This window comes from Paraburkholderia sp. SUR17 (genome assembly GCF_029536165.1).
Classification (GTDB): Bacteria; Pseudomonadota; Gammaproteobacteria; order Burkholderiales; family Burkholderiaceae; genus Paraburkholderia; species Paraburkholderia kururiensis.
Map to the genome: position 1 here is coordinate 747,568 of NZ_CP120508.1, position 20,759 is coordinate 768,326.

At 62.0% G+C, this 20,759-nt stretch carries 16 protein-coding genes; 11 read left to right on the forward strand and 5 right to left on the reverse strand.

The features are described from left to right. Positions 1–4: 4 nt before the first annotated feature. Genes rfbH through rfbF form a run of 3 tightly spaced genes read right to left on the reverse strand, consistent with a single transcriptional unit; the run spans position 5 to position 3,170 of the window. Complete coding sequence (gene rfbH, locus P2869_RS03410) at positions 5–1,318, reverse strand: lipopolysaccharide biosynthesis protein RfbH (protein ID WP_277597466.1); 1,314 nt, start codon at positions 1,316–1,318, stop codon at positions 5–7. Between the two features lie 11 nt (positions 1,319–1,329). Continuing rightward, entirely contained in the window at positions 1,330–2,400 is a 1,071-nt protein-coding gene (rfbG, locus tag P2869_RS03415; RefSeq protein ID WP_126877752.1) for a CDP-glucose 4,6-dehydratase, read from the reverse strand. Further along, positions 2,400–3,170, reverse strand: a complete 771-nt coding sequence (rfbF, locus tag P2869_RS03420) for a glucose-1-phosphate cytidylyltransferase (RefSeq protein WP_277597467.1) — start codon at positions 3,168–3,170, stop codon at positions 2,400–2,402. Before rfbF ends, rfbG begins: the two co-directional genes overlap by 1 nt. Before the next feature lie 641 nt (positions 3,171–3,811). Here rfbF and P2869_RS03425 point away from each other — a divergent pair. From P2869_RS03425 to P2869_RS03440, 4 genes are all read left to right on the forward strand, one after another. Next, positions 3,812–4,771, forward strand: coding sequence for an SDR family oxidoreductase (locus P2869_RS03425; protein WP_277597468.1), 960 nt, complete (start codon positions 3,812–3,814; stop codon positions 4,769–4,771). Between the two features lie 6 nt (positions 4,772–4,777). Continuing rightward, positions 4,778–5,809: a glycosyltransferase family 4 protein gene (locus tag P2869_RS03430; RefSeq protein ID WP_277597469.1), complete on the forward strand. Its 1,032-nt coding sequence runs from the start codon at positions 4,778–4,780 to the stop codon at positions 5,807–5,809. After that, on the forward strand, positions 5,810–7,696 hold the full coding sequence (locus P2869_RS03435; protein WP_277597470.1) for a nucleoside-diphosphate sugar epimerase/dehydratase: 1,887 nt from the start codon (positions 5,810–5,812) through the stop codon (positions 7,694–7,696). It abuts the gene before it with no gap. 531 nt (positions 7,697–8,227) lie between these two features. Beyond that, positions 8,228–9,256 (forward strand): methyltransferase domain-containing protein, encoded by a 1,029-nt coding sequence (locus P2869_RS03440; protein ID WP_277597471.1) that lies wholly within the window; start codon positions 8,228–8,230, stop codon positions 9,254–9,256. A 167-nt stretch (positions 9,257–9,423) separates the two neighbouring features. On the opposite strand, the gene P2869_RS03445 is transcribed toward P2869_RS03440, so the two are convergent. Then, the gene (locus P2869_RS03445) at positions 9,424–10,521 is read right to left on the reverse strand and encodes a glycosyltransferase (protein WP_277597472.1); all 1,098 of its coding nucleotides are present in this window, start codon (positions 10,519–10,521) and stop codon (positions 9,424–9,426) included. Between the two features lie 225 nt (positions 10,522–10,746). On the opposite strand from P2869_RS03445, the gene corA reads away from it, so the two are divergent. The 4 genes from corA to P2869_RS03465 all read left to right on the forward strand — a co-directional run bounded on the left by corA (position 10,747) and on the right by P2869_RS03465 (position 15,589). Continuing rightward, entirely contained in the window at positions 10,747–11,724 is a 978-nt protein-coding gene (gene corA, locus P2869_RS03450) for a magnesium/cobalt transporter CorA (RefSeq protein ID WP_277597473.1), read from the forward strand. 137 nt (positions 11,725–11,861) lie between these two features. Then, positions 11,862–12,878: a glycosyltransferase family 9 protein gene (locus P2869_RS03455; RefSeq protein WP_277597474.1), complete on the forward strand. Its 1,017-nt coding sequence runs from the start codon at positions 11,862–11,864 to the stop codon at positions 12,876–12,878. Further along, on the forward strand, positions 12,875–13,801 hold the full coding sequence (locus tag P2869_RS03460; protein ID WP_277597475.1) for a glycosyltransferase family 9 protein: 927 nt from the start codon (positions 12,875–12,877) through the stop codon (positions 13,799–13,801). Before P2869_RS03455 ends, P2869_RS03460 begins: the two co-directional genes overlap by 4 nt. A 150-nt stretch (positions 13,802–13,951) precedes the next feature. After that, positions 13,952–15,589, forward strand: coding sequence for a methyl-accepting chemotaxis protein (locus P2869_RS03465; RefSeq protein WP_017773072.1), 1,638 nt, complete (start codon positions 13,952–13,954; stop codon positions 15,587–15,589). A gap of 68 nt (positions 15,590–15,657) precedes the next feature. Here P2869_RS03465 and P2869_RS03470 read toward each other — a convergent pair whose 3' ends face one another. Then, positions 15,658–16,509, reverse strand: coding sequence for a Crp/Fnr family transcriptional regulator (locus P2869_RS03470; RefSeq protein ID WP_233411746.1), 852 nt, complete (start codon positions 16,507–16,509; stop codon positions 15,658–15,660). A 190-nt stretch (positions 16,510–16,699) separates the two neighbouring features. Between P2869_RS03470 and P2869_RS03475 the strand changes: the two genes are divergently transcribed. The 3 genes from P2869_RS03475 (at position 16,700) to cqsA (ending at position 20,735) form a co-directional block, all read left to right on the forward strand. After that, positions 16,700–18,361, forward strand: a complete 1,662-nt coding sequence (locus tag P2869_RS03475; protein ID WP_277597476.1) for an acyl-CoA synthetase — start codon at positions 16,700–16,702, stop codon at positions 18,359–18,361. 170 nt (positions 18,362–18,531) lie between these two features. Continuing rightward, entirely contained in the window at positions 18,532–19,149 is a 618-nt protein-coding gene (locus P2869_RS03480) for a hypothetical protein (RefSeq protein WP_277597477.1), read from the forward strand. A 278-nt stretch (positions 19,150–19,427) separates the two neighbouring features. Next, on the forward strand, positions 19,428–20,735 hold the full coding sequence (gene cqsA, locus P2869_RS03485; RefSeq protein WP_017773076.1) for an alpha-hydroxyketone-type quorum-sensing autoinducer synthase: 1,308 nt from the start codon (positions 19,428–19,430) through the stop codon (positions 20,733–20,735). Positions 20,736–20,759: the final 24 nt, after the last annotated feature.

Sequence of the window (20,759 nt, forward strand, 5' to 3'; positions counted from 1 at the left end):
ACTTTTAGAAGTTGACGCCCAGGAACGTTTCGATCTTTTCCACGATGAAGTCGAGCATTTCACGGCTAAGACCCGGATACACGCCAACCCAGAACGTCTGGTTCATGACGATATCCGTGTTCGTCAGCTCGCCGCTCACGCGGTATTCGCGGCCGATCATGTATGGCTGGCGCGTGAGATTGCCCGCGAACAGCAGACGTGTTCCGATCTTGTTCTGGTCGAGATAGGACAGCAGATCGACACGCCGGAAATCGGCTTCCGGTTTCAGCGTGATCGGGAAACCAAACCACGACGGCACGGAGTTGGGCGTAGCGTGCGGCAGGATCAGGAATTCCTTGCAGCTCTGCAGCTTGTCGTGAAGATAGGCGAAGTTGTCGCGTCGGGCCTGAATGAAGCCTTCAAGCCGGTCCATCTGTGCAAGGGCACACGCCGCCTGCATGTCGGTGATCTTGAGGTTGTAGCCCAGGTGCGAATACGTGTACTTGTGATCGTAACCTTCGGGCAGGTTGCCGAGCTTCCAGCAAAAGCGCTTGCCGCAGGTGTTGTCCTTGCCGGGGGCGCAATAGCAGTCACGGCCCCAGTCGCGGAACGATTCGGCGATCAGCTTGAGATCGGGATTGTTGGTGAATACCGCACCGCCTTCGCCCATCGTGATGTGATGCGCGGGGTAGAAGCTGAGCGTACCGATGTCGCCGAAGGTACCGACCAGCTTGCCGTCGTAAGTAGCCCCGAGAGCATCGCAGCAGTCTTCGATCAGCCACAGGTTGTGCTTCTTGCACAGCGCCGTGATGATTTCCAGGTTGTACGGATTGCCAAGCGTGTGCGCCAGCATGATCGCCTTCGTTTTCGGCGAAATGGCCGCTTCGATCTTGCTTGCGTCGATGTTGTACGTACCCAGTTCCACGTCCACGAAAACGGGCACCGCCCCGAACTGGAGAATCGGATTGACGGTAGTGGGGAAGCCTGCCGCGACGCCAATGACTTCATCGCCTTGACGGATGGCGCGATCGCCGAGTTTGGGCGATGTGAGTGTGGAGAAAGCGATCAGGTTGGCCGACGAACCGGAGTTCACCGTGATCAGATATTTGACGCCGAGAAATGCTGCGAGCTTCTTTTCGAATTCCTCATTGAAGCGCCCCGTGGTCAGCCACCCGTCGAGCGACGCTTCGACCATCAGTTCCATCTCTTTCGCGCCAATCACCTTGCCGGACGGCGGAACGACGGTTTGTCCCGGCTCGAACGCGCGCGGTTGGGTGGCGAGCTCGCCGTATTGCTTGACGAGCTGGATGATCTGTTCGCGGATCTGATCTTTGTTCATGGGGGATAGCTTCAAGAATGAGTGTATTCGTCGATTTGGGCGAGCGTGACGGCCTTCATGTCTTCGTGACGAGCGGCAGCCTTGTACCACGCGACGATGTTGTCCAGTGCGTGATCGAGATTCCATCTCGCCCGCCATCCGAGACGCGCGCGCGCTTTCGAACAATCGAGCTTCAGGTAGGTGGCTTCGTGCGGATGGTTACCGTCGTCCAGTTTCCATCGGGCACCTTCACCCCACTGGGAGGTGAGCCGCTCCACGATGGCTTGCACAGGCTGCGCATCGGAGTCGTTCGGGCCGAAGTTCCAGGCATCCGCGTATCGCGTACCTTCCGTGTAGAGCTTTTCAGCGAGGACGAGATAGCCGCTGAGCGGTTCGAGCACGTGTTGCCACGGACGAATGGCGTGCGGGCTGCGGATATGGACCGTCTCCCCGTTTGCGATTGCCCGCATGATGTCCGGAATGAGCCGGTCGGCCGCCCAGTCGCCTCCGCCAATCACATTGCCCGCTCGCGCGCTGGCCACTGCGACGCCATGCTGCTGATAGGCGGCCGGATTGAAGAAGGCGTTTCGATAAGCGGCCGTAACCAGTTCGGCGCAACCCTTGCTGCTGCTGTACGGGTCGTAGCCGCCCATCGCCTCGTTTTCGCGATAACCCCATTCCCACTCGCGGTTTTCGTAGCATTTGTCCGTGGTGACGATCACGACGGATTTCACGCCCGGCACGAGTCGAATGGCGTCGAGCAAATAGACGGTCCCGAGCACATTCGTTTCATAGGTTTCCACCGGCGTGACGTACGATTCGCGCACGAGCGGTTGTGCCGCCATATGAATGACGATTTCGGGCTGAGCGGCCCTGATTGCGTTGAGCAATCGCTCGCGGTCGCGGATATCGGCGATGACCGACTCGATGCCATCGCCGGCTTGCGCAAGCGTGTAGAGGTTCGGCGTGGTTTCCGGTGCGAGCGCGTAGCCCGTGACCTCGGCTCCCAGGGCTCGCAGCCAGAGCGTGAGCCAGCTACCCTTGAAACCCGTATGGCCGGTCAGGAAGACCTTCTTGCCGAGCCAGAACGAAGCGTCCTTCATCACCAAACCTTCCACGGTGCCTTGCCGGATTGCCAGAGCTCTTCTAGAAGCGTCTTGTCGCGCAGCGTGTCCATAGGCTGCCAGAAGCCCTCGTGTTCATACGCCGAGAGTTGCCCCTGGGCGGCGAGTTGTTCGAGCGGTTCGCGTTCCCACACGCATTCGTCGTCAGGAATGAGATCGATAACCTTCGGCGAAAGCACGAAGAACCCGCCGTTGATCATGCCGCCGTCGCCTTTCGGCTTCTCCTTGAACGAGCTGACCTTGCGATCTTCGATATGCAGCGCGCCGAATCGGCCCGGCGGGTAGGTCGCGGTGAGCGTTGCCTGATTGCCGTGTGCCCTGTGGTACTCGACGAGAGAAGAAATGTTGATGTTGCTGAGACCGTCGCCATACGTAAAGCAGAAGGCCTCTTCGTCCTTCACGAAGTCTCTCACGCGCCGCAGCCGCCCACCCGTCATGGTGGATTCGCCCGTATCCACCAGCGTCACCTTCCACGGTTCGGCATATTGCTGATGAACCTGCATTTCGTTGGTCCGCATGTCGAACGTGACGTCGGACGTGTGCAGGAAATAGTTCGCGAAATATTCCTTGATTACGTAACCCTTGTAGCCGCAGCAGATGACAAAGTCATTGACGCCATATGCCGAGTAGATCTTCATGATGTGCCAGAGGATCGGCTTGCCGCCAATCTCGATCATCGGCTTGGGGCGATTGACGGTGTCTTCGGAAATTCGGGTCCCAAGTCCACCTGCGAGAATTACAGCTTTCATTGAAATCCTGTCTGGACGCAGTCGAAAATTCGGTGAGCAATGAGTGAACCGGAGGACGGTTTCGGGGCAAGTGCCCGCATTTGCCCGATGTGCCGCGAAGTCGCAGCCTGGGTCGTTCTGTTGGCTGCGCTGATGCCAGCGAATCGAATTACGGTAAAGATGTGACGAAATCTAACCGAATCTTACGATTTTAGCATGAGGGTCTCCGCGAACAATAGGGCGGCTTGACGCGCGCACTTGCGTGCCGACCGTTGCACCGCGACCCGATCTCAACTCCTCGGGTTCTTGCCACTCCACGTCGCAACACGTGGGCAACGGGCGTCCTTGTCCTTATCTCCTTATCCATAGACACTCTCGCGCACAGGTTCGCTCTCACGCTGTGTTGGTCTCATGGCGGCATGTCTACAATACGGCTGGTCGCGCTTCTGCCCAGCGCCCTGCTTTGAAGGAGTCTTGATGCCGGATTCGTTGCCACGGTCGCTATTGAAGTGCACGGCGCTGCTCGTGCCCCGGCAGGCACATAGGGAGAGGGCGCATCTTTTCGATCTTCGCTGCGAGGACTTGTTTTGTTCGTCGCCACGCTGGAGGGCAGCGTGGCCAGCAGTGCATAGGTTATTGACTTGCCGGTCTCGAACGCGCTCATGACCCAACACATCGCCATCACCGGAGCGAACGGTTTCGTCGGCAAAGCGCTGTCCCGTGTCTTGCTGGAGCGAGGAGACGTCGTGACGGGCATCGTGCGCCACCCGCAGTCCACATACAGTGGCGTTCGCGAGTGGGTCTTCGGCGCAGACGATTTCGACGGCATCGAAGATGCGTGGCCGTCGACGCTGCATTGCGATGTCGTGGTCCATCTCGCCGCGCGTGTGCACGTCATGAAAGAGGCAGTGTCCGAGCCGCTCGCGGCATACCGGGCGACCAACGTGACCGGCAGCTTGCGCGTCGCGCGGGCAGCGCGTCGTGCCGGTGTTCGCCGTTTGGTCTTCGTGAGCAGCATCAAGGCCGTAGCGGAAAGCAGCCAGGACCATCCGGTCACCGAAACGGACCGGCCCATGCCGACCGACCCATACGGTATTTCGAAGCTCGAGGCGGAGCGGGCGTTGCTTGAATTCGGCGCGCAATCGGGCATGGAGATCGTGATCGTGCGCCCGCCGCTGGTCTACGGCCCGGGTGTGCGAGCCAACTTTCTTCAATTGATGCGCGCCATAGCGAAGGGTGTTCCGTTGCCCTTGGGCGCCGTCACGGCGCGCCGCAGCATGGTGTTCGTCGACAACCTGGCGGACGCGCTTGTTCATTGCATCGTCGCGCCCGATGCCGCGGGGCAGACGTTCCATGTCACCGACGGTCAGGATCTGACTGTGGCCGAGCTCGTAGAAGCGCTCGCGAGGCAACTTCACGTACCCACCCGGCTGATCCCCGTTCCCGTGCCGCTTCTGCGTCTTGCGGGCCGGTTGACCGGACGCTCTGCTGCCATCGACCGGCTCGTGGGCGACTTGCGCGTGGATAGCGCACATATTCGCGAAGTGCTCGGCTGGTCGGCGCCATACACGGTCGAGCAAGGCCTGCTGGAGACCGCTTCCTGGTACGATTCAACGCGCTGACCTTACATGCAGATCGATTCTCTTTTCGCACCTCCAGTGCTACGCGCGCTCTTTGGGGCTTTGCTTGCGTTAGCGCTGTGCGCGGCCATTCTGTGGGCGTTGCTCAAGACCGGTCTTGCCTGGCGACTCGCGACCGATATTCCAAACGATCGTTCGTTGCACACGAAACCGACGCCACGCATCGGCGGTTGGGGCATCGTACCGGTCTCGGTCGTCGCGATGGCTGTCTTTGCGCCCACCTTGTGGTTGCCGGCGCTGCTGGCTGCGCTTCTTGCAGCGCTTTCGCAAATCGACGATCGCCGCGGCTTGCCGGCGCGAGTGCGCTTTGGCGGCCATGTCGCCGCCGTTATCGCGCTGGTAGCGTCCTATCCTGCGGATGCGCCTTGGTGGGTGTTGGCCGCTATCGCGTTTCTGCTCGTCTGGCTGGTCAACCTGTACAACTTCATGGACGGCGCGGACGGCCTGGCCGGTGGAATGGCCGTATTCGGCTTCGGTGGATATGCCGTGGGTGCATTGACGGCCGTGCATCCGGATCTCGAGCTGGCGATGGGGTCCATTCTCGTGGCTGGAGCGGCGGCGGGCTTCCTCTTGTTCAACTTCCACCCGGCACGAATTTTTCTGGGGGATGCCGGATCGATTCCGCTGGGTTTTCTCGCTGGAGCGTTGGGATACCTTGGCTGGCGCGGCGGCGTCTGGCCGCTCTGGTTTCCCGCGATGGCGTTTTCGCCCTTCATTGCCGACGCTTCCGTCACATTGCTCAAACGCATCGCCCGCGGAGAAAAATTCTGGCAAGCGCATCGCGAGCACTACTATCAAAGAATGGTGCAGGCGGGGTTCGGGCACGCGTCCACCGCAAAGATCTGGTACTTGTTCATGGGTGTCGGCATAATAATTGCTCTGTTCTCCCGAGGCTTTGCTCCTCTTTTCCAATGGCTTGCCGTTGCGGCGTGGGCGGGCGTGCTGGTTCTGGCCGGCGCGTGGGTTGATCGACGCTGGCGGCGTTTGCCGCTCTCCGGGCGAACGCGAGGTTCTGCATAGATGAAAAGATTCAAGGCTCGATGGCTTTCGCTCAGCGCATTTGCGTTTGACCTGTGCGCCGTGTCGGCGGCGTGGCTGCTCGCCTATGTCATTCGCTTCAACGGCCCCGTACCGGCTGAGTTCTGGAACAGCGGCTTGCACGCGCTGTTTTGGGTGCTCGTCATCTATGGCCTCATGTTTCGCGGCTACGGGCTCTACCGCGGCATGTGGGTGTTCGCGAGCCTTCCCGATCTCGTGCGTATTGCCAAGGCCGTATGCGTTGGCGCACTGGCTGTCGTGATTGCTTCTGCGCTGTTGCAGCCGAAGCCTGTCGTGCCCCGTTCGGTGCTGCTCGTGTCGCCTATGCTGCTGTTTCTGGCAATGGGTGGATCACGGGCGTTATATCGTGCTGCGAAGGAGTTTTATCGCTACGGCGGACTCGTCGGGCAGGGCAAACCGGTATTGGTGCTCGGCGCGGGAACAGCGGGCGCGAATCTCGTGCGGGAACTCAAACGATCCGGCGAATGGCGCCTTGTCGGCCTGCTGGACGATGACCCCGTCAAACAAGGGCGTGAGCTCTACGGCTACCGTGTGCTGGGGCCTATCGGCGATCTGCAGAAAATCAGTTCCGGTCTGAAAGTCGAACACGTGATCATTGCGGTGCCGTCGGCGTCGGTTGAAGCGCACCGGCGCATCGCGACACTGTGCGTTCGCGCCGGCGTGAAGGCGATGGTTTTGCCCGCGCTTACGCCGCTCACCCAAGGGCAGGCGTTTCTATCGAGAGTTCGGCAGATCGACCTGGAGGATCTGCTGGGGCGCGATCCGGTGATGATCGATACCGTGCACGTGCAAGCGCTTCTTCGAAACCGCGTCGTGATGGTGACGGGCGCTGGTGGATCGATCGGTTCCGAGCTGTGCAGGCAGATTCTGCGGTTCGGCCCCGCGCAGCTCGTTGCTTTCGACATTTCCGAGTTCGCCATTTACCGGCTCAACGAAGAGCTCCGCGACAGGTACCCCGAGGTTTCGCTCGTGCCCGTGATCGGCGATGCAAAAGACTCGCTGCTGCTCGACCAGGTCATGGCGCGCTACACACCCCACATCGTGTTCCATGCGGCCGCATACAAACACGTGCCGCTGATGGAGGAAGTCAACGCGTGGCAGGCCGTGCGCAACAATGTCCTCGGCACGTACCGCGTGGCGCGCGCAGCAATCCGTCATGAGGTGAGGCACTTCGTGTTGATCTCGACCGACAAGGCCGTGAATCCGACGAACGTGATGGGTGCGAGCAAACGGCTTGCCGAGATGGCGTGTCAGGCGTTGCAGCAGATGAGTTCGCGCACCCAGTTCGAGACGGTGCGTTTCGGAAACGTGCTGGGCAGCGCGGGCAGCGTGATCCCCAAGTTTCAGCAGCAGATCGCAAAGGGCGGCCCCGTGACCGTGACTCACCCTGAGATCACGCGCTTCTTCATGACGATTCCAGAAGCTTCGCAGCTCGTGCTGCAGGCGTCGAGCATGGGGCAGGGTGGCGAGATTTTCATTCTCGACATGGGTGAGCCCGTGAAGATCGTCGATCTCGCCCGCGATCTGATCCGCCTGTATGGGTTCACGGAAGAGCAGATCCGCATTGCGTTCACGGGGCTGCGGCCGGGCGAGAAGCTCTACGAAGAACTGCTCGCGGACGACGAAACGACTACGCGCACGCCGCATCCGAAGCTGCGTATCGCGAAGGCGCGCGAGGTGCCGGACAATCTGCTCGACGAACTACTGCCGTGGTTGATGCAGCATCGCGTACCCGCCGACGACGAAGTTCGTCGCGACCTGCGGCGCTGGGTGCACGAATATCAGCCCACGGCGATGCCGATGCTCGAAAGCGTCACGACTGTCGCACAGGTGCAAGGGTTGCGTTAGCCGCGCGAAGGGCGTCTGCCGCGACCATAGGTCGGTCTCTTTACCGCAACGGAGCACGGTCCGTCGCTGACCGGTGCCCTCCGAAGGCCGTCGTGCTCCTTTGAAGCGCTGGATTCGGCGCGTTTAATTGTCGTCCCTAGTTGCCGGCAGACACTTAGGGGACGAGACGAAATTCGAGCAAGCGGTTCTTCATCAATCGTTGCGCGACTGGGCAAGCTTGCGTAAGATCTAGTAATTTGTTTCGCCCCGGCTTTGTGTGTGGTTATTAAATCCCAGCATTCGACGGAGTGGTTTTGATGACGCCAGCTGTTACGCAATTACTTGATTCCCGCCCTTTGTCATTACCCAGCGGCACGTCTGAGCATGAGCTCTTTGAATGGCTGGCAACGGTGCGTATTGATGGGAATGCAGCCGAACTGCAGGGTTATTTGAAGAGCGACTTCAGGCGCTTTCTATATACGCTAGGCTTGTTTTGTCATATTGATGGGCGACAGCGACAAGCACTCGAGTTTGGGGGCGAGTCCCTATTTTATGACCATGCTGGGCAGGCAGTTTACAGAATTCGAGTGGACTTATTCGAATTATTTCGGTGTGCAGCAGGTTTGCGGAGTAAATTCTCAGAACGTGAATTATCGGGATTTTTCTCGAAATCATGAAATGACGATGGTATTGAACTACCATCATTTTAATTCGGAAGCTGATCGCTACCCGCTTCCCGATGAATCATTCGATCTCGTGCTTTATTGTGAGATATTGGAACACTTAACGAATGATCCTTGTCATGCCCTTAGAAGAATAAGGAATTTAATTAAGCCTGGTGGACATCTTGTCCTAACTACTCCCAATGTAGCTCGGGCCGAGAACGTTATGCGGTTGCTCGACGGAGCGAATCTCTACGACCCGTACAGCGGTTACGGTCCTTACGGTCGCCATAACCGTGAGTACACGTGCGAAGAATTGCGACGGTTGCTCAGCTATGTCGGGTTTGAGGTAGAGGACATCTTCACGTCCGATGTCCATCCGTATACCCAGACAGTCAAAAGCGACGGTAGCGATTTAAGCAGGCTGCTTGCCAGTCGGAGCCAGGACCTCGGGCAGTATATTTTTGTACGTGCGCGTAAGACAGGCGAAGAGGGCCAGAAACTCCCTCACTGGCTGTATCGTAGTGTTCCTGCCTCTCGGATCGCGCTTGATGATGCCGACAAGGTGGCTTCGTTGAGTGCTGGGATAAGTCCTGTTAACCCATTACGCTTCGAGTGGGATTCGCGAATCACGCGTTCCTTCGTTGTGTGCAACAAGGGGGACGTTGAGTGGGACTATCCTGATCTCAAGATGGGAGCAAAAATATATACGGCTCGCGGTGACGTTGTGCGAGAGTTTCGCGGGAAAAATGTCGGCGTAGTGGCACCGGGTGAGTCTGTTGAATTACTGATCGATATTGACCTGACCGATTTACCGCGCGAAACGCTGGAGCTGGTCTTCGATCTGGTGAACGAACACCAGTTTTGGTTCGAGAATATGGGATCGGCACCTGTACGCACGCTGCTTCGTGCGCCATGATCTCTGCTCGATCGACTTTCTTGAAGCGCACGCCGGGGTGAACTCGCGCCCATCTCCGTCCCGTCGGCGGAAACATACGTTCGGAGCGACCCGGTGCCCGGTGTCGCATCCCGGCAAGATTGACGATCGGCGGAAGAATGGTGCGCCCGCCATTCTCGCCGTTCCCCCTACTCCCCCTTCCTCACGACCAACCACCGCGGCGACTTGAACCTGACGATACTTACATAAAGCCACACGTAGGTCACCGCAAACACCACCACGAACGCAAACAGGTGAACGGTGTGCCGCCAGAACAGCGTGGCCGGAATCACGGCGATCAGGCAGAGCAGCCAGAGATAGGGTGAAGTCAGCGAGTTTCGCCGCGTCAACTCGCGCGCTGTGCGTGCACCCACGGCCCAGCGCATCAACCGCTTGTACACGAGCATGTGCAGGTGCACGCCATCGGGAATTCCGGGCGACATGCCGCGGATGAACTTCTTCCGGTAGATCGAGAAGCACGTCTCGAAGATTGGATACATGAAGAGCAGCACCGGATACCACGCCGACACATCGCGGTTGCGCATCACCAGCATGATCGCGAGTTCGCCCAGCATGAAGCCGATGAAGTAGGCGCCACCGTCGCCCAGAAAGATCAGCCCGGCCGGGAAGTTCCAGATGAAGAACCCCATTACCGCGCCCATCATGATCAGCGACGCGGAGAGCACGACCGGATCGTGCACCTGAAACGCCACATACGCGAGCGAGGCGAACATCATGAACGCCACCATGGACGCGAGTCCGTTGAAGCCGTCGATGATGTTGATCGCATTCGCGAGCGCCGCCACGGCGAGCACCGTCACGGCGCCTGAAATCACGGCGTAGGTGAGCAGGAAGTCGAGCGGCGGCACGCTGATGCGCGTCACCGCGATGCCAAGCGCGAAGTACGCGAGCGCCGCCGCAGCCATGGTGCAGACGAGCCTCGCGAACGGCGACACGCGTTTGGTCAGATCCTCCACGAGGCCCGATGCGAAGGCAGGTAGCCCGCAGGCGATCAGCCCGAGAATCCCGCCGGACACGGCCGGATAGCTCACGTGCAACTGCACTGCGGAGGCTACGAGCCCGATCAGGATTCCCGTGCCGCCAATGCGCGGCACGGGCCGCGCGTGGAATTTCTGGACGCCCGCCAGATCGCTGTCGGTGGAAAATTTCTCATGCAGATGCGCGTACCGCACGATCAGCAGCGTGATCAGAAACGAGACGATGAAGCCGAGCGCGAAACTAAGCATGAAAGCCAACCGGGGAGGGCAAAGACGGAATTATACAAACCCTGCTTGTGCGCCCTGAAAGGGAATGACGGACCGCCGCGCCCGTCCCGGAACAACGAACGTTTTCGGAGGTGCTCGCAGAGGCGCTCGCAGCCGGGCTCGGTATCATGCGCTATTCCCGCCCCTGTAAAGACGCGCGGTTCGCGGCGACGCGGCGCGCACGAACGTTTTTCGGAAGGTAACAGCATGCTCGTCAATTGCGTGGCCTATCAGGAGGGCCGAAGGCTCGGCACGATCGATATCGAGGACGTCAGCGAGTACGTCAAGAAGCCCGACTGTTTCGTCTGGGTGGCGCTCAAAGATGCCGAGCCCGAAGAACTCGACAAGATGAAGGAGGAGTTCAACCTGCACGACCTCGCGGTGGAAGACGTGCGGCACCAGCATCAGTCGGCGAAGATCGAGGAGTACGGCGAGTCATTGTTCGCAGTCTTGCACACCGTGGAGATGGACGATGACGGCGAACTCGTGATTGGCGAAGTCGATGTATTCGTGGGTCCGAACTACGTGCTTTCCGTGCGCAGCCGCACGCGTCACGGTTTTCAGGCGGTGCGCGAGCGCTGCGAGCGTGAGCCCGAGTTGCTCAAGCTTGGTTCGGGCTTTGTGCTGTATGCGCTGATCGACCATATCGTTGACGGCTATTTCCCGGTACTCGAAGCCATGGGCCTTCAGCTCGAGGAAATCGAAGACCGCATCTTCGAACGTCACGATCTGTCGGCCTCGCGCGGCATCATCGAAGACCTCTACTCGATGAAGCGCCGGCTCGTGGTGCTTCAGCATCACATCACGCCGCTGCTCGAAGCCGTGAGCAAGCTCACGGGTGGCCGTATTCCGCAGCTTTGCACCGGCATGCAGGCGTATTTCCGCGATGTGTACGACCACCTCGAACGCATCGTGCGCGCCATCGACGGCCGCCGTGAAATGACTGTCACGGCGATCCAGGTGAACCTCGGCATGATCTCGCTTGCCGAGAACGAGGTGACCAAGCGGCTCGGTTCCGTGGCCGCGCTCTTCGCCGTGCCCACGATGATCGCGGGCATCTACGGCATGAACTTCCAGAGCATTCCGGAGCTGCACTACAAGTACGGCTATCCCATCTGCCTCGCCGTCATGGCGGCCATCGACATCGTGTTGTGGCTGCGGTTTCGCAAGGCAGGGTGGTTATAACGCCGGGGCGGCGCCCTTGCCGCCGTCTCGTCTTGCGCCCGTGTGGGGAACGGAAATCTCCAGCAAGACGGCGTAACCCATGATTTAACGTTCTTCGGCAGCATACCGGTCCAGTGCAATTCGACTGGACCGATGCCATGACTTCCGGACCCGCTCGCCCGGAGAGTTCGCTCCCTGCCTGCCGTACTTTCGGCGCTGCCGTGCCCGCGCCCGCACATGTGCGGCCCGCCGCCGCATTCGTGATGTCGCCGGCACTGGGCGACACGCTGAACCTGCTCGTAGTCGCACACAACCTCGCGTGCGCCGGCTGGCGCGTGCAGGTCTACGGCGATCATGCGCACGCGCTGGCGCACTGGTTCCCCCGTCTTCCCATTTCGCCCGCGCTCGCGCCGGGCGCAGCCGTGCGGGCGCTCGCACCGTTTCAGGTCGTCGTGCAGATGCATCGCGACCGGCCGCTCGCCGATGCCGGCGCCTGGCACAAGGGTTTCATTCATCTGCATGAGGCCGAGTACGCGGACAACGACGATTGCATGGCGAAACGCTTTGCGGGCTTCGCCGCCGCGACGTTCGGGCTGCCGCGCGCCGTTGCGACCAACGGCATGCAGGCGCCGCCCGGACGCGTGTTTCGACGCCATGCGAGGCGCGTGGCGATTCACCCGGAGGCGAGCAGCGCCGACAAGCGCTGGCTACCCGCGCGGTTCATCGCACTGGCACGGCGCCTGGAAAGGGCGGGGTTCGAGCCCGTGTTCGTCATGCACGAACGCGAACGTGCGCGCTGGCCGCAGACCGGCGTGCTGATGCCGGCCTTGCGCTCGTTCGACACCACCACGGCGCTTGCCGACTGGCTCTACGAGTGCGGCTGGTTCATCGGCAACGACTCGGGCGTAGGGCATCTCGCGTCGTCGCTCGGCGTGCCCACGCTCTCCGTGTTCCGGCGTAAGCGTGTCGCGCACCGCTGGCGGCCAGGCTTCGCGCCCGGGGCGATCGTCTACCCGCCGTGGTGGCTGCCCACGGCGGCACTGAAGGAACGGTGGTGGCGCGAGTCCATTTCCGTCGCGCGTCTTTTCGCCGCTTTTTGCATGCTCCGCACGCACGCGGTGGCTATGAACCGCCGCGGTGCGCCGGAGGGCGCAGGGCAGGAGGTCGGCACATGAAAGCGGCGCTTGCGCGCGCGTCGTCGGTTGCCGTCGTGATGTCGCCTGCCATCGGCGACACGCTGTTGACGATGGTGCTGGTCAACAACCTGGTCCGCAACGGTCATCGGCCCGTGGTGTTCAGCTGGGTGGTGAGCGATCTTGCCGAGTGGTTCCCCGAGGTGGAGATACGACACAAGAGCGCATGCCGCGAGGCATTCGACCTCGTGATCGAACTGCACGCGACACCGTTCGGCGCATCGCTCGTGAGCACGGGCGGCCGGCATTGCGAGCTGGCACGTCTCGAGGCGTTTCGCACACGCCGGCACATGATCGACATGTTCCTCGCAGTGGCGCGCGACGGTTTTGGCCTTGCGCGCATTACGCGGGAAAACGGCATCGCGGTGCCTCATCACGTGCGATTTCGCGTGAACGAGCGGCGTGTGGCGATCCATCCCACCGGCAGTCACATCGAGAAGATCTGGCCGCAGCGCAAGTTCGTGGCGCTCGCGAAAAAGCTCGTGCAGCGCGGCTACGAGCCCACCTTTCTCGTTGCGCCGGCCGAACGCGAAGCATGGCAGCACGACCATGAGGCATCGCGCAGTCTGCGCTCGTTCGAGCGTCTTGCCGACGTGGCCGCGTGGATTGCCGAGTCGGGCTGGTTCATCGGCAACGATTCGGGGCTCGGGCATCTCGCTTCGGCGCTCGGTGTGCCGACGCTCACGCTCTTCATGCGCCGGGGCATCGCACGGACCTGGCAGCCGAAGTGGGGGCGTGGCGCCATCGTGCTGCCACGCAATCTCGTGGTGGGCGTGTTGAAGGAGCGCTACTGGACGTTCGCGTTGAGTGCGCGCCGCGTGCTGCATTCTTTCGAACAGCTCACGCGCGGCGATCCACACGGCTCGCGCAAAAACACCCTCGCCACACTCGCTGATCCCACATAGTGAGGTCGCGCGCCACTGCGGCCTCACCGCATCATGGATAGTCCCTATGCGCGGCCCTTTTCGCCGCGTCGTTATCCCGGACGGGAAGGTTTGCGTACCTTCGGAAACCGCAGACCGCCCACAGGAAGAAACAATGCTCCGGGGGACTTCATGCTGAACAACATCACCATTCGCGGTGGCCTGACGTTGGTCATCGGTGTCTTTGTCGCGTTTCTGCTGACCGTGATCGGCGTCGGCTTCGGTGCACTCAAGCTCGCGAACAACGGCATCGAAGATGCACAACGCAGCGCCGCTGCGCTGTCGAGCCTGCGCACGAGTTCGGAGAAGCTGCTGCGCGTGCGTCTTGCGCTCGGCAGCTACGAGACGCTCTTTAGCGTCGGCAAGCAGACCGACACGCTGTTGCCCGCTGCGCACAAGGTGCTCGAAGACTCGACGCGCGAGTTCCAGCGCTACGCTGCAGGTCCGTTTTCGAGCGACGAGGAACAGCGTCTCGCGCAGACCGTGGCCAAGGCGCGCGCGGCGCTCGTGAACGATGCGATCGAGCCGGAATTCAAGGCGCTCAACGATTACGACTTCACGACCTTCCGCAAGATCCAGGGCGAGACAGCCGATGGCTACTATGCGGCCTACGCGAAAGCCATCGACGCACTCGACCGCGTGCAGGCCGACAAGGGTCAGCACGAAGCGCAGGCTGCCGCCACGCGTTTTCACCTGCTGACGCTCTTGTTCGGCGCGATCGGCGCCGTGGGTGTCGCGATCGGGCTGATGGCGCGTGTCGGTCTTTCGTCGGCGGTTATCAAGCCGGTGAATCGCACCATCGACCACTTCCGCAGCATCGCCGCCGGCGACCTGACCGTGAGCGTGCATTCGAAATCGCGTAACGAGATGGGGCAGTTGCTGGCCGCGCTCGCGCAGATGCGCGACGGACTCGTGGACACCGTCTCGAAAGTGCGCGGCACCACGAGCGCGATCACGCACGGCGCGAACGAAATTTCAGCGGGCAACGCGGACCTCTCGCAGCGCACCGAGCAACAGGCCGCCGCGCTGCAGGAAACGGCCGCGAGCATGGAAGAGCTGTCCGCCACGGTAAAGCAGAACACCGACAACGCGCGCCAGGCGAGCCGCCTCGCGCAAACCGCGCTCGATACCGTGGTGCGCAGCGGCGACGTCGTCACGCGCGTCACCGAAACGATGGACGGCATCACCGACTCGTCGCGCAAGATGGCCGAGATCATCGGCATGATCGAAGGCATCGCATTCCAGACCAACATCCTGGCGCTCAATGCGGCCGTTGAAGCGGCTCGCGCGGGGGAGCAGGGCCGCGGCTTCGCGGTTGTCGCCGCCGAAGTGCGCAGCCTCGCGCAGCGCTCGGGCACGGCTGCCAAAGAGATCAAGGAACTGATCGGCGAATCCACGGCGAAGGTGGAGCAGGGCGCGACGCTCGTGGGCGACGCGCGCCGCACCATGCAGGACGCGATGGAATCCGTCACGCGCGTGACGAGCATCATGAGCGAGATCGAAGCGGCCGCGCTGGAGCAGAGCGACGGCATCGAGCAGATCAACAAGGCCATCGCGCAGATCGACGAGGTGACGCAGCACAACGCGGCGCTCGTGGAGGAAGCCGCGGCGGCCGCGAAGTCGCTCGAATCGCAGGCCGACGTGCTGCGCGATGCGGTGGCCGTGTTCCGTCTTGCCGAGGGCGAACGGCCGGTTCGTGCCGCTGCGTCCGTGCGGCCGGAACGCAGCGAGCGTGCACAACTCACGCACGTGCCTGCTGCTGCCGCTTAGGCTTCTCCGGCACTGGGACTGGGCGTCAGTGTGCAACCCGTGCAACTGCTGCGCAGCGGATCACCCGCCTAGATCTGCTCCCGCCCGAAAGCGGCCAGCTGTGCGAGGTCGAGCACGGTGATCTGGTTATAGGCAAGCTGCACGACGCCGATGCGCTCGAGCGTCTGCAGCGCCTGGTTGATGCGCTGGCGCGACACGCCGACGAGCAGCCCCAGCTCTTCCTGTGAAATCGCGAGCGTGGGACCGGTATCCGGATAGAGGTCCGGATTGAACAACTGCGCGAGAGCCTGCGCCACGCGCGCGTCCACGTCGAGCAGCCGGCTGTTCTGGATCGACGCGATGAATTCGCCCATGCGATTGTTCAACTGCCGGATCACGAAGCCGTTGAACGGCAGGCTCGTATTGAGCAGCGTGTGAAACGTGGCTGAGGGCACGAACATCACGAGCGAGCGCTGGATCGTCACCACGTCGTACTTGCGCAGCTCCTGCTTGATCACGCTGCCCTCCCCGAACCAGCCGCCCGACGGCACGCCCGAGAGCGTGCAGCTGCGCCCGTCCGGGTTGCAGATGGCGAGCTTCAAGAGCCCCGTGTGCACGCCGATCCAGTAGGCCGAGGGTTCGAGCCGGCGCGCGACCCATTCGCCCGCCTCGTGATACCGCGCCTCGCCCGTCTCCACCACCAGCGCCTGATGCTCCGGCGCGAGCGCCCGGAACCACGCACTGCGCGCAAAGAGCGCCGCGCGCTGCTCCAATGCGGTCAGCGGCTCAGCCGGGGCCGGATCGGGCGGGGGCGCAATCAACGCCTCTTTCATGGCGTCCGGGGCGGGCGTCGCCGGCTTGCAGGGCATGGCGGCGGAACGGTCAGACGAAAGCCGTTCTTGCGGCAGATCATGATCCGGGTGGTTCAAAACGGCACTCATGGAGGGGCGGTCCGTCAATCTGTGCGGGCGCGGCCGGAAGGGTCGCGCCCGATGGGCGAATCTGTCGTTTCGATGACAGACTCCAAAAAGGGCGGTGCGGTAGCCTCTACCGCGATAAGAAACCATAACGCCCGAAACTGACGGGAACCTGATGACATATCGGACATCCAGGACACATGGAGACGCTGCAATGACGCACATATTCGAGGAGGGACTCGGCCGGCGCGAGGCCAATTACGTCTCGCTCACGCCGATCGATTTCATTGCGCGCGCCGCCGAAGTCTACGGCGACCGCCCGGCCATCGTCTACGGCGAGACGCGCCGCAACTGGCGCGAGACCTACGAGCGCACGCGGCGCCTTGCCAGCGCGCTTGCCCGCGTGGGCGTGGGCCACGGCGATACGGTTGCCGTGCTCCTGCCGAATATTCCCGAGATGGTGGAGGCGCACTTCGGCGTGCCGATGGCGGGCGCCGTGCTCAATGCGCTGAACACGCGGCTCGACATCGCCTCCATGCTGTTCATGCTGCGTCATGGCGAAGCAAAGGTGCTGATCGTCGATACCGAATTCGGCGACTTCGCGCATCGCGTAGCGCTCGAACTGCCGCACGTGCGCATCGTGAGCGTAGCCGACGTGCAGCCCGCCGAGCCCGGCAAGTTCCCGAACGCGACGGACTACGAGGCCTTCCTCGCCCAGGGCGATCCCGACTTCGTCTGGACGCCGCCCGCCGACGAGTGGGAGGCCATCGCGCTCAACTACACGTCGGGCACCACCGGCGACCCGAAGGGCGTGGTGTACCACCATCGCGGCGCGTACATGAACGCGCTGTCCAACATCCTCGAATGGGATCTGCCCAAGCACTGCGTCTACCTCTGGACGCTGCCCATGTTCCATTGCAACGGCTGGTGCTTCCCGTGGACCGTGGCGGCGCGTGCGGGCGTCAACGTATGTCTGCGGCGCTTCGAAGCACGCTACGTGCTGGACCTGATTCGCCGCGAGGGCATCACGCACTACTGCGGCGCGCCCATCGTGCAGAGCGCCATCGCGAATGCGCCGGCCGAATGGCGCGAGGGCATCACGCAGAAAGTGCACGCCATGGTGGCGGGAGCCGCGCCGGCGCCGGCCGTGATCGCGAAGATGAAGGAAATCGGCTTCGACCTCACGCACGTCTACGGCCTGACCGAGGTGTACGGCCCGGCCGCCGTGTGCGCGAAGCAGGCGCACTGGGATGCGCTCGACGACGACGAACGCGCTCGCCTCAACGCGCGCCAGGGGGTGCGCTATCACCTGCAGGCCGGCGTGACCGTGCTCGATCCCGATACGCTCGAAGCCGTGCCCGCCGACGGCGAAACGCTTGGCGAGATCATGTTCCGCGGCAACATCTGCATGAAGGGCTACCTCAAGAACGAGCAGGCCACCGAGGAAGCCTTCCGTGGCGGCTGGTTCCACACGGGCGACCTCGGCGTGCTGATGCCGGACGGCTACGTGCGCATCAAAGACCGGCGCAAGGACATCATCATCTCGGGCGGCGAGAACATTTCGAGCATCGAGGTGGAAGACGCGCTGTACCGTCATCCCGCCGTTGCCGTGGCGGCCGTGGTCGCGATGCCCGACCCGAAGTGGGGCGAGGTGCCGTGCGCCTTCGTCGAGTTGAGGGAGGGAGCGAGCGTGACCGTCGAGGAGATCATCGCGCACTGCCGTCTGTTCCTCGCGGGCTACAAGCTGCCGAAGGTGGTGCGTTTTGGCGAGCTGCCGAAGACCTCGACCGGCAAGATCCAGAAGTTCCAGCTGCGCACGGCCGTGGGCTCGGACCGTGCCATCGACCTCGCGGGCGATCCGCCGCCGAAAGGCTGATCGGTTGATCGGCTGATCGCTCAGCGGCGCGCCCGCGCGGCAAGGGCGCTAAACAAGGACTCGAAACACTTCGTAAGCTCCTCGCAAAGACTGTCGCTGTTCGGCGGGCCTCGCCCGGCCCGCTGAACCGATCATTGATCGCAAGTCAACCGCACCGCCTCCGACTTGCGATGAAGATTTTCCGGTATGCCTGCCTTGGCGCGCTGCTGCTGTTCCACGTGAGCGCCCACGCAACAAGCTTCGACTGCAGCAAGGGCCGCTCGGTTACCGAGCGCATGATCTGCAGCAACGCCGACCTCTCCCAACTCGACGACGAACTCGGCAAGCTCTATTGGGCGATACGCCGTCACACCGCGGACCGCCGCGCCTTTCTCGCGGACAGCGACAGCAAGTGGCTTTGGCGCGAGCACAACTGCACGGACCGCGACTGTCTCGTCACCTGGTACCACGGGCGCATCGAGGAACTGCAGCGCAAGGCGGAAAGCCTGAGGGCGGCTCAGGTGCCTCAGATGCCGCCGGTGCCTCAAACGGAGTCCGCGAGTGCGACTACGCGCGCTGCGCCTGGGTTCGTGCCCCTGCCCGCGTCCGCGACGCGCCTTTCGGCGAGCAGGGCCGTGGAACCCGTCGAACCGCTTCAATGCACCGCGACCGACCCTGGCCTCATCGTTCATGCCGGCTGCAGCACGATTCTCGACCGCACCACCGGCTGGCGACGCGAGCGGCACGATGGCGGCACAGACTGGTTCTGCGGACTCGCGATGGCGGTGTCGTCGACGGTTTCGGATTGATGCGGGATTGCTGCGGCTGTTTTATTTCGGACGAAACTCGCACATTACTGTTTCGCGAATGCCGCGCGCGCCGCTGCATTTAATGCGATTGGCATGGGAATTGGCATTTTGGTAATTCAATTGGCATAAATTGAAAGGGCTCGGCGTATTGATAGCCGGTACGCTCAAATAAAAGTTTCTATAGATGGCCAGGAAAACGTTTTTGCCATTCCGGCAGGCTCACTATGTTATGCGCGGCCCGTATGAGGGCCGTGGCCAACATATAAAGGAGCTCAAGAATGGAAAACGTGATCACCCGGCGAGCGCTTCATCCGGCTTTCGGCGCGATCTTGCCGGCGTTCGTCGCCACGCGTGTCGAACGGTACTACAGGGAACGGGTCCAGCAAACCTGGGCGGGCGGACACATCATGCGCGGAAAGGTGCCGGGCCCGGACGCGCTGCATCTTTCGAGTAACGACTATCTTTCTGTTGCGCGACATCCGGAGATTCTTTCGGCCATGTACGAAAGCATCCGGGAGGAGGGCAACGGCCTCTTGATGTCGGCGGTTTTCGTGCACGGCGAGTCTCCGCTGCTGGAGTTCGAAAACCGGCTTGCGGCGTTCATGGGGGCGGAGTCCGGGGTGCTTTGCCAGTCGGGTTACGCTGCCAATACGGGATTGCTCCAATCCATTGCATCGCCGGAAACGACTGTGTATGCCGACATGATGGCGCACATGTCGCTGTGGGAAGGCATCCGCAGTGCCGGAGCGAATCCCGTCAGCTTCATGCATAACGATGCGGGCCATCTGGAGCGGCAGATCCTGCGCTACGGGCCGGGCATCGTGGTGGTGGACTCGGTGTACAGCACGAACGGCAGTGTTAGTCCGTTGCGCGATATCGCCAACATTTGCACCGCCCATGGATGCGTGCTCGTCGTGGACGAGTCGCATTCTCTCGGCACGCATGGACCGGGCGGTGCCGGGATGGTGGTGGAGCTGGGGCTCACCGATCGCGTGCACTTCCGTACGGCGAGCCTCGCCAAGGCGTTTGCGGGTCGGGCCGGTTTCGTCACGTGCTCGCGCGAGTTTCAGGAGTATTTCAAGTGCGAGTCGAATCCGGCGATTTTCAGCTCGACGCTGCTGCCCCATGAAATCAGGGGGCTTCTGGCCACACTCGACGTGATCTCGCGCGAAGACTGGCGACGCAGGAAGCTCATGTCGAACGCCCGATATCTGCGCGAAGCGCTGACTGCGCTCGGCTATAACCTGAACGGCAGCGAGAGCCAGATCATTGCGCTCGAAGCCGGTCCGGAGCCGCGCACGATGGTATTGCGCGACGCGCTGGAGGCGCACGGCGTTTTTGGGTCGGTCTTCTGCGCGCCCGCTACGGCAAAAAACCGCTCGCTGGTGAGGTTGTCCGTCAACGCCACGCTGACTCAGGAGCAGCTCGAGAAGATCGTGAGCGTGTGCGGAGCGATTCGCGAGCAGGTGCAACTGCACCTGTGGCCGTCAACGCGGCGTCGCGGCGACACAGGGCTTGCGGTACGTCGCCAGCGCGGTGAGCACGACGAGCACGATGAGCGCGCCGAAATGGCTGTCGCGGCATGAGCCGGGGTATTTCCCTGCAAGTGG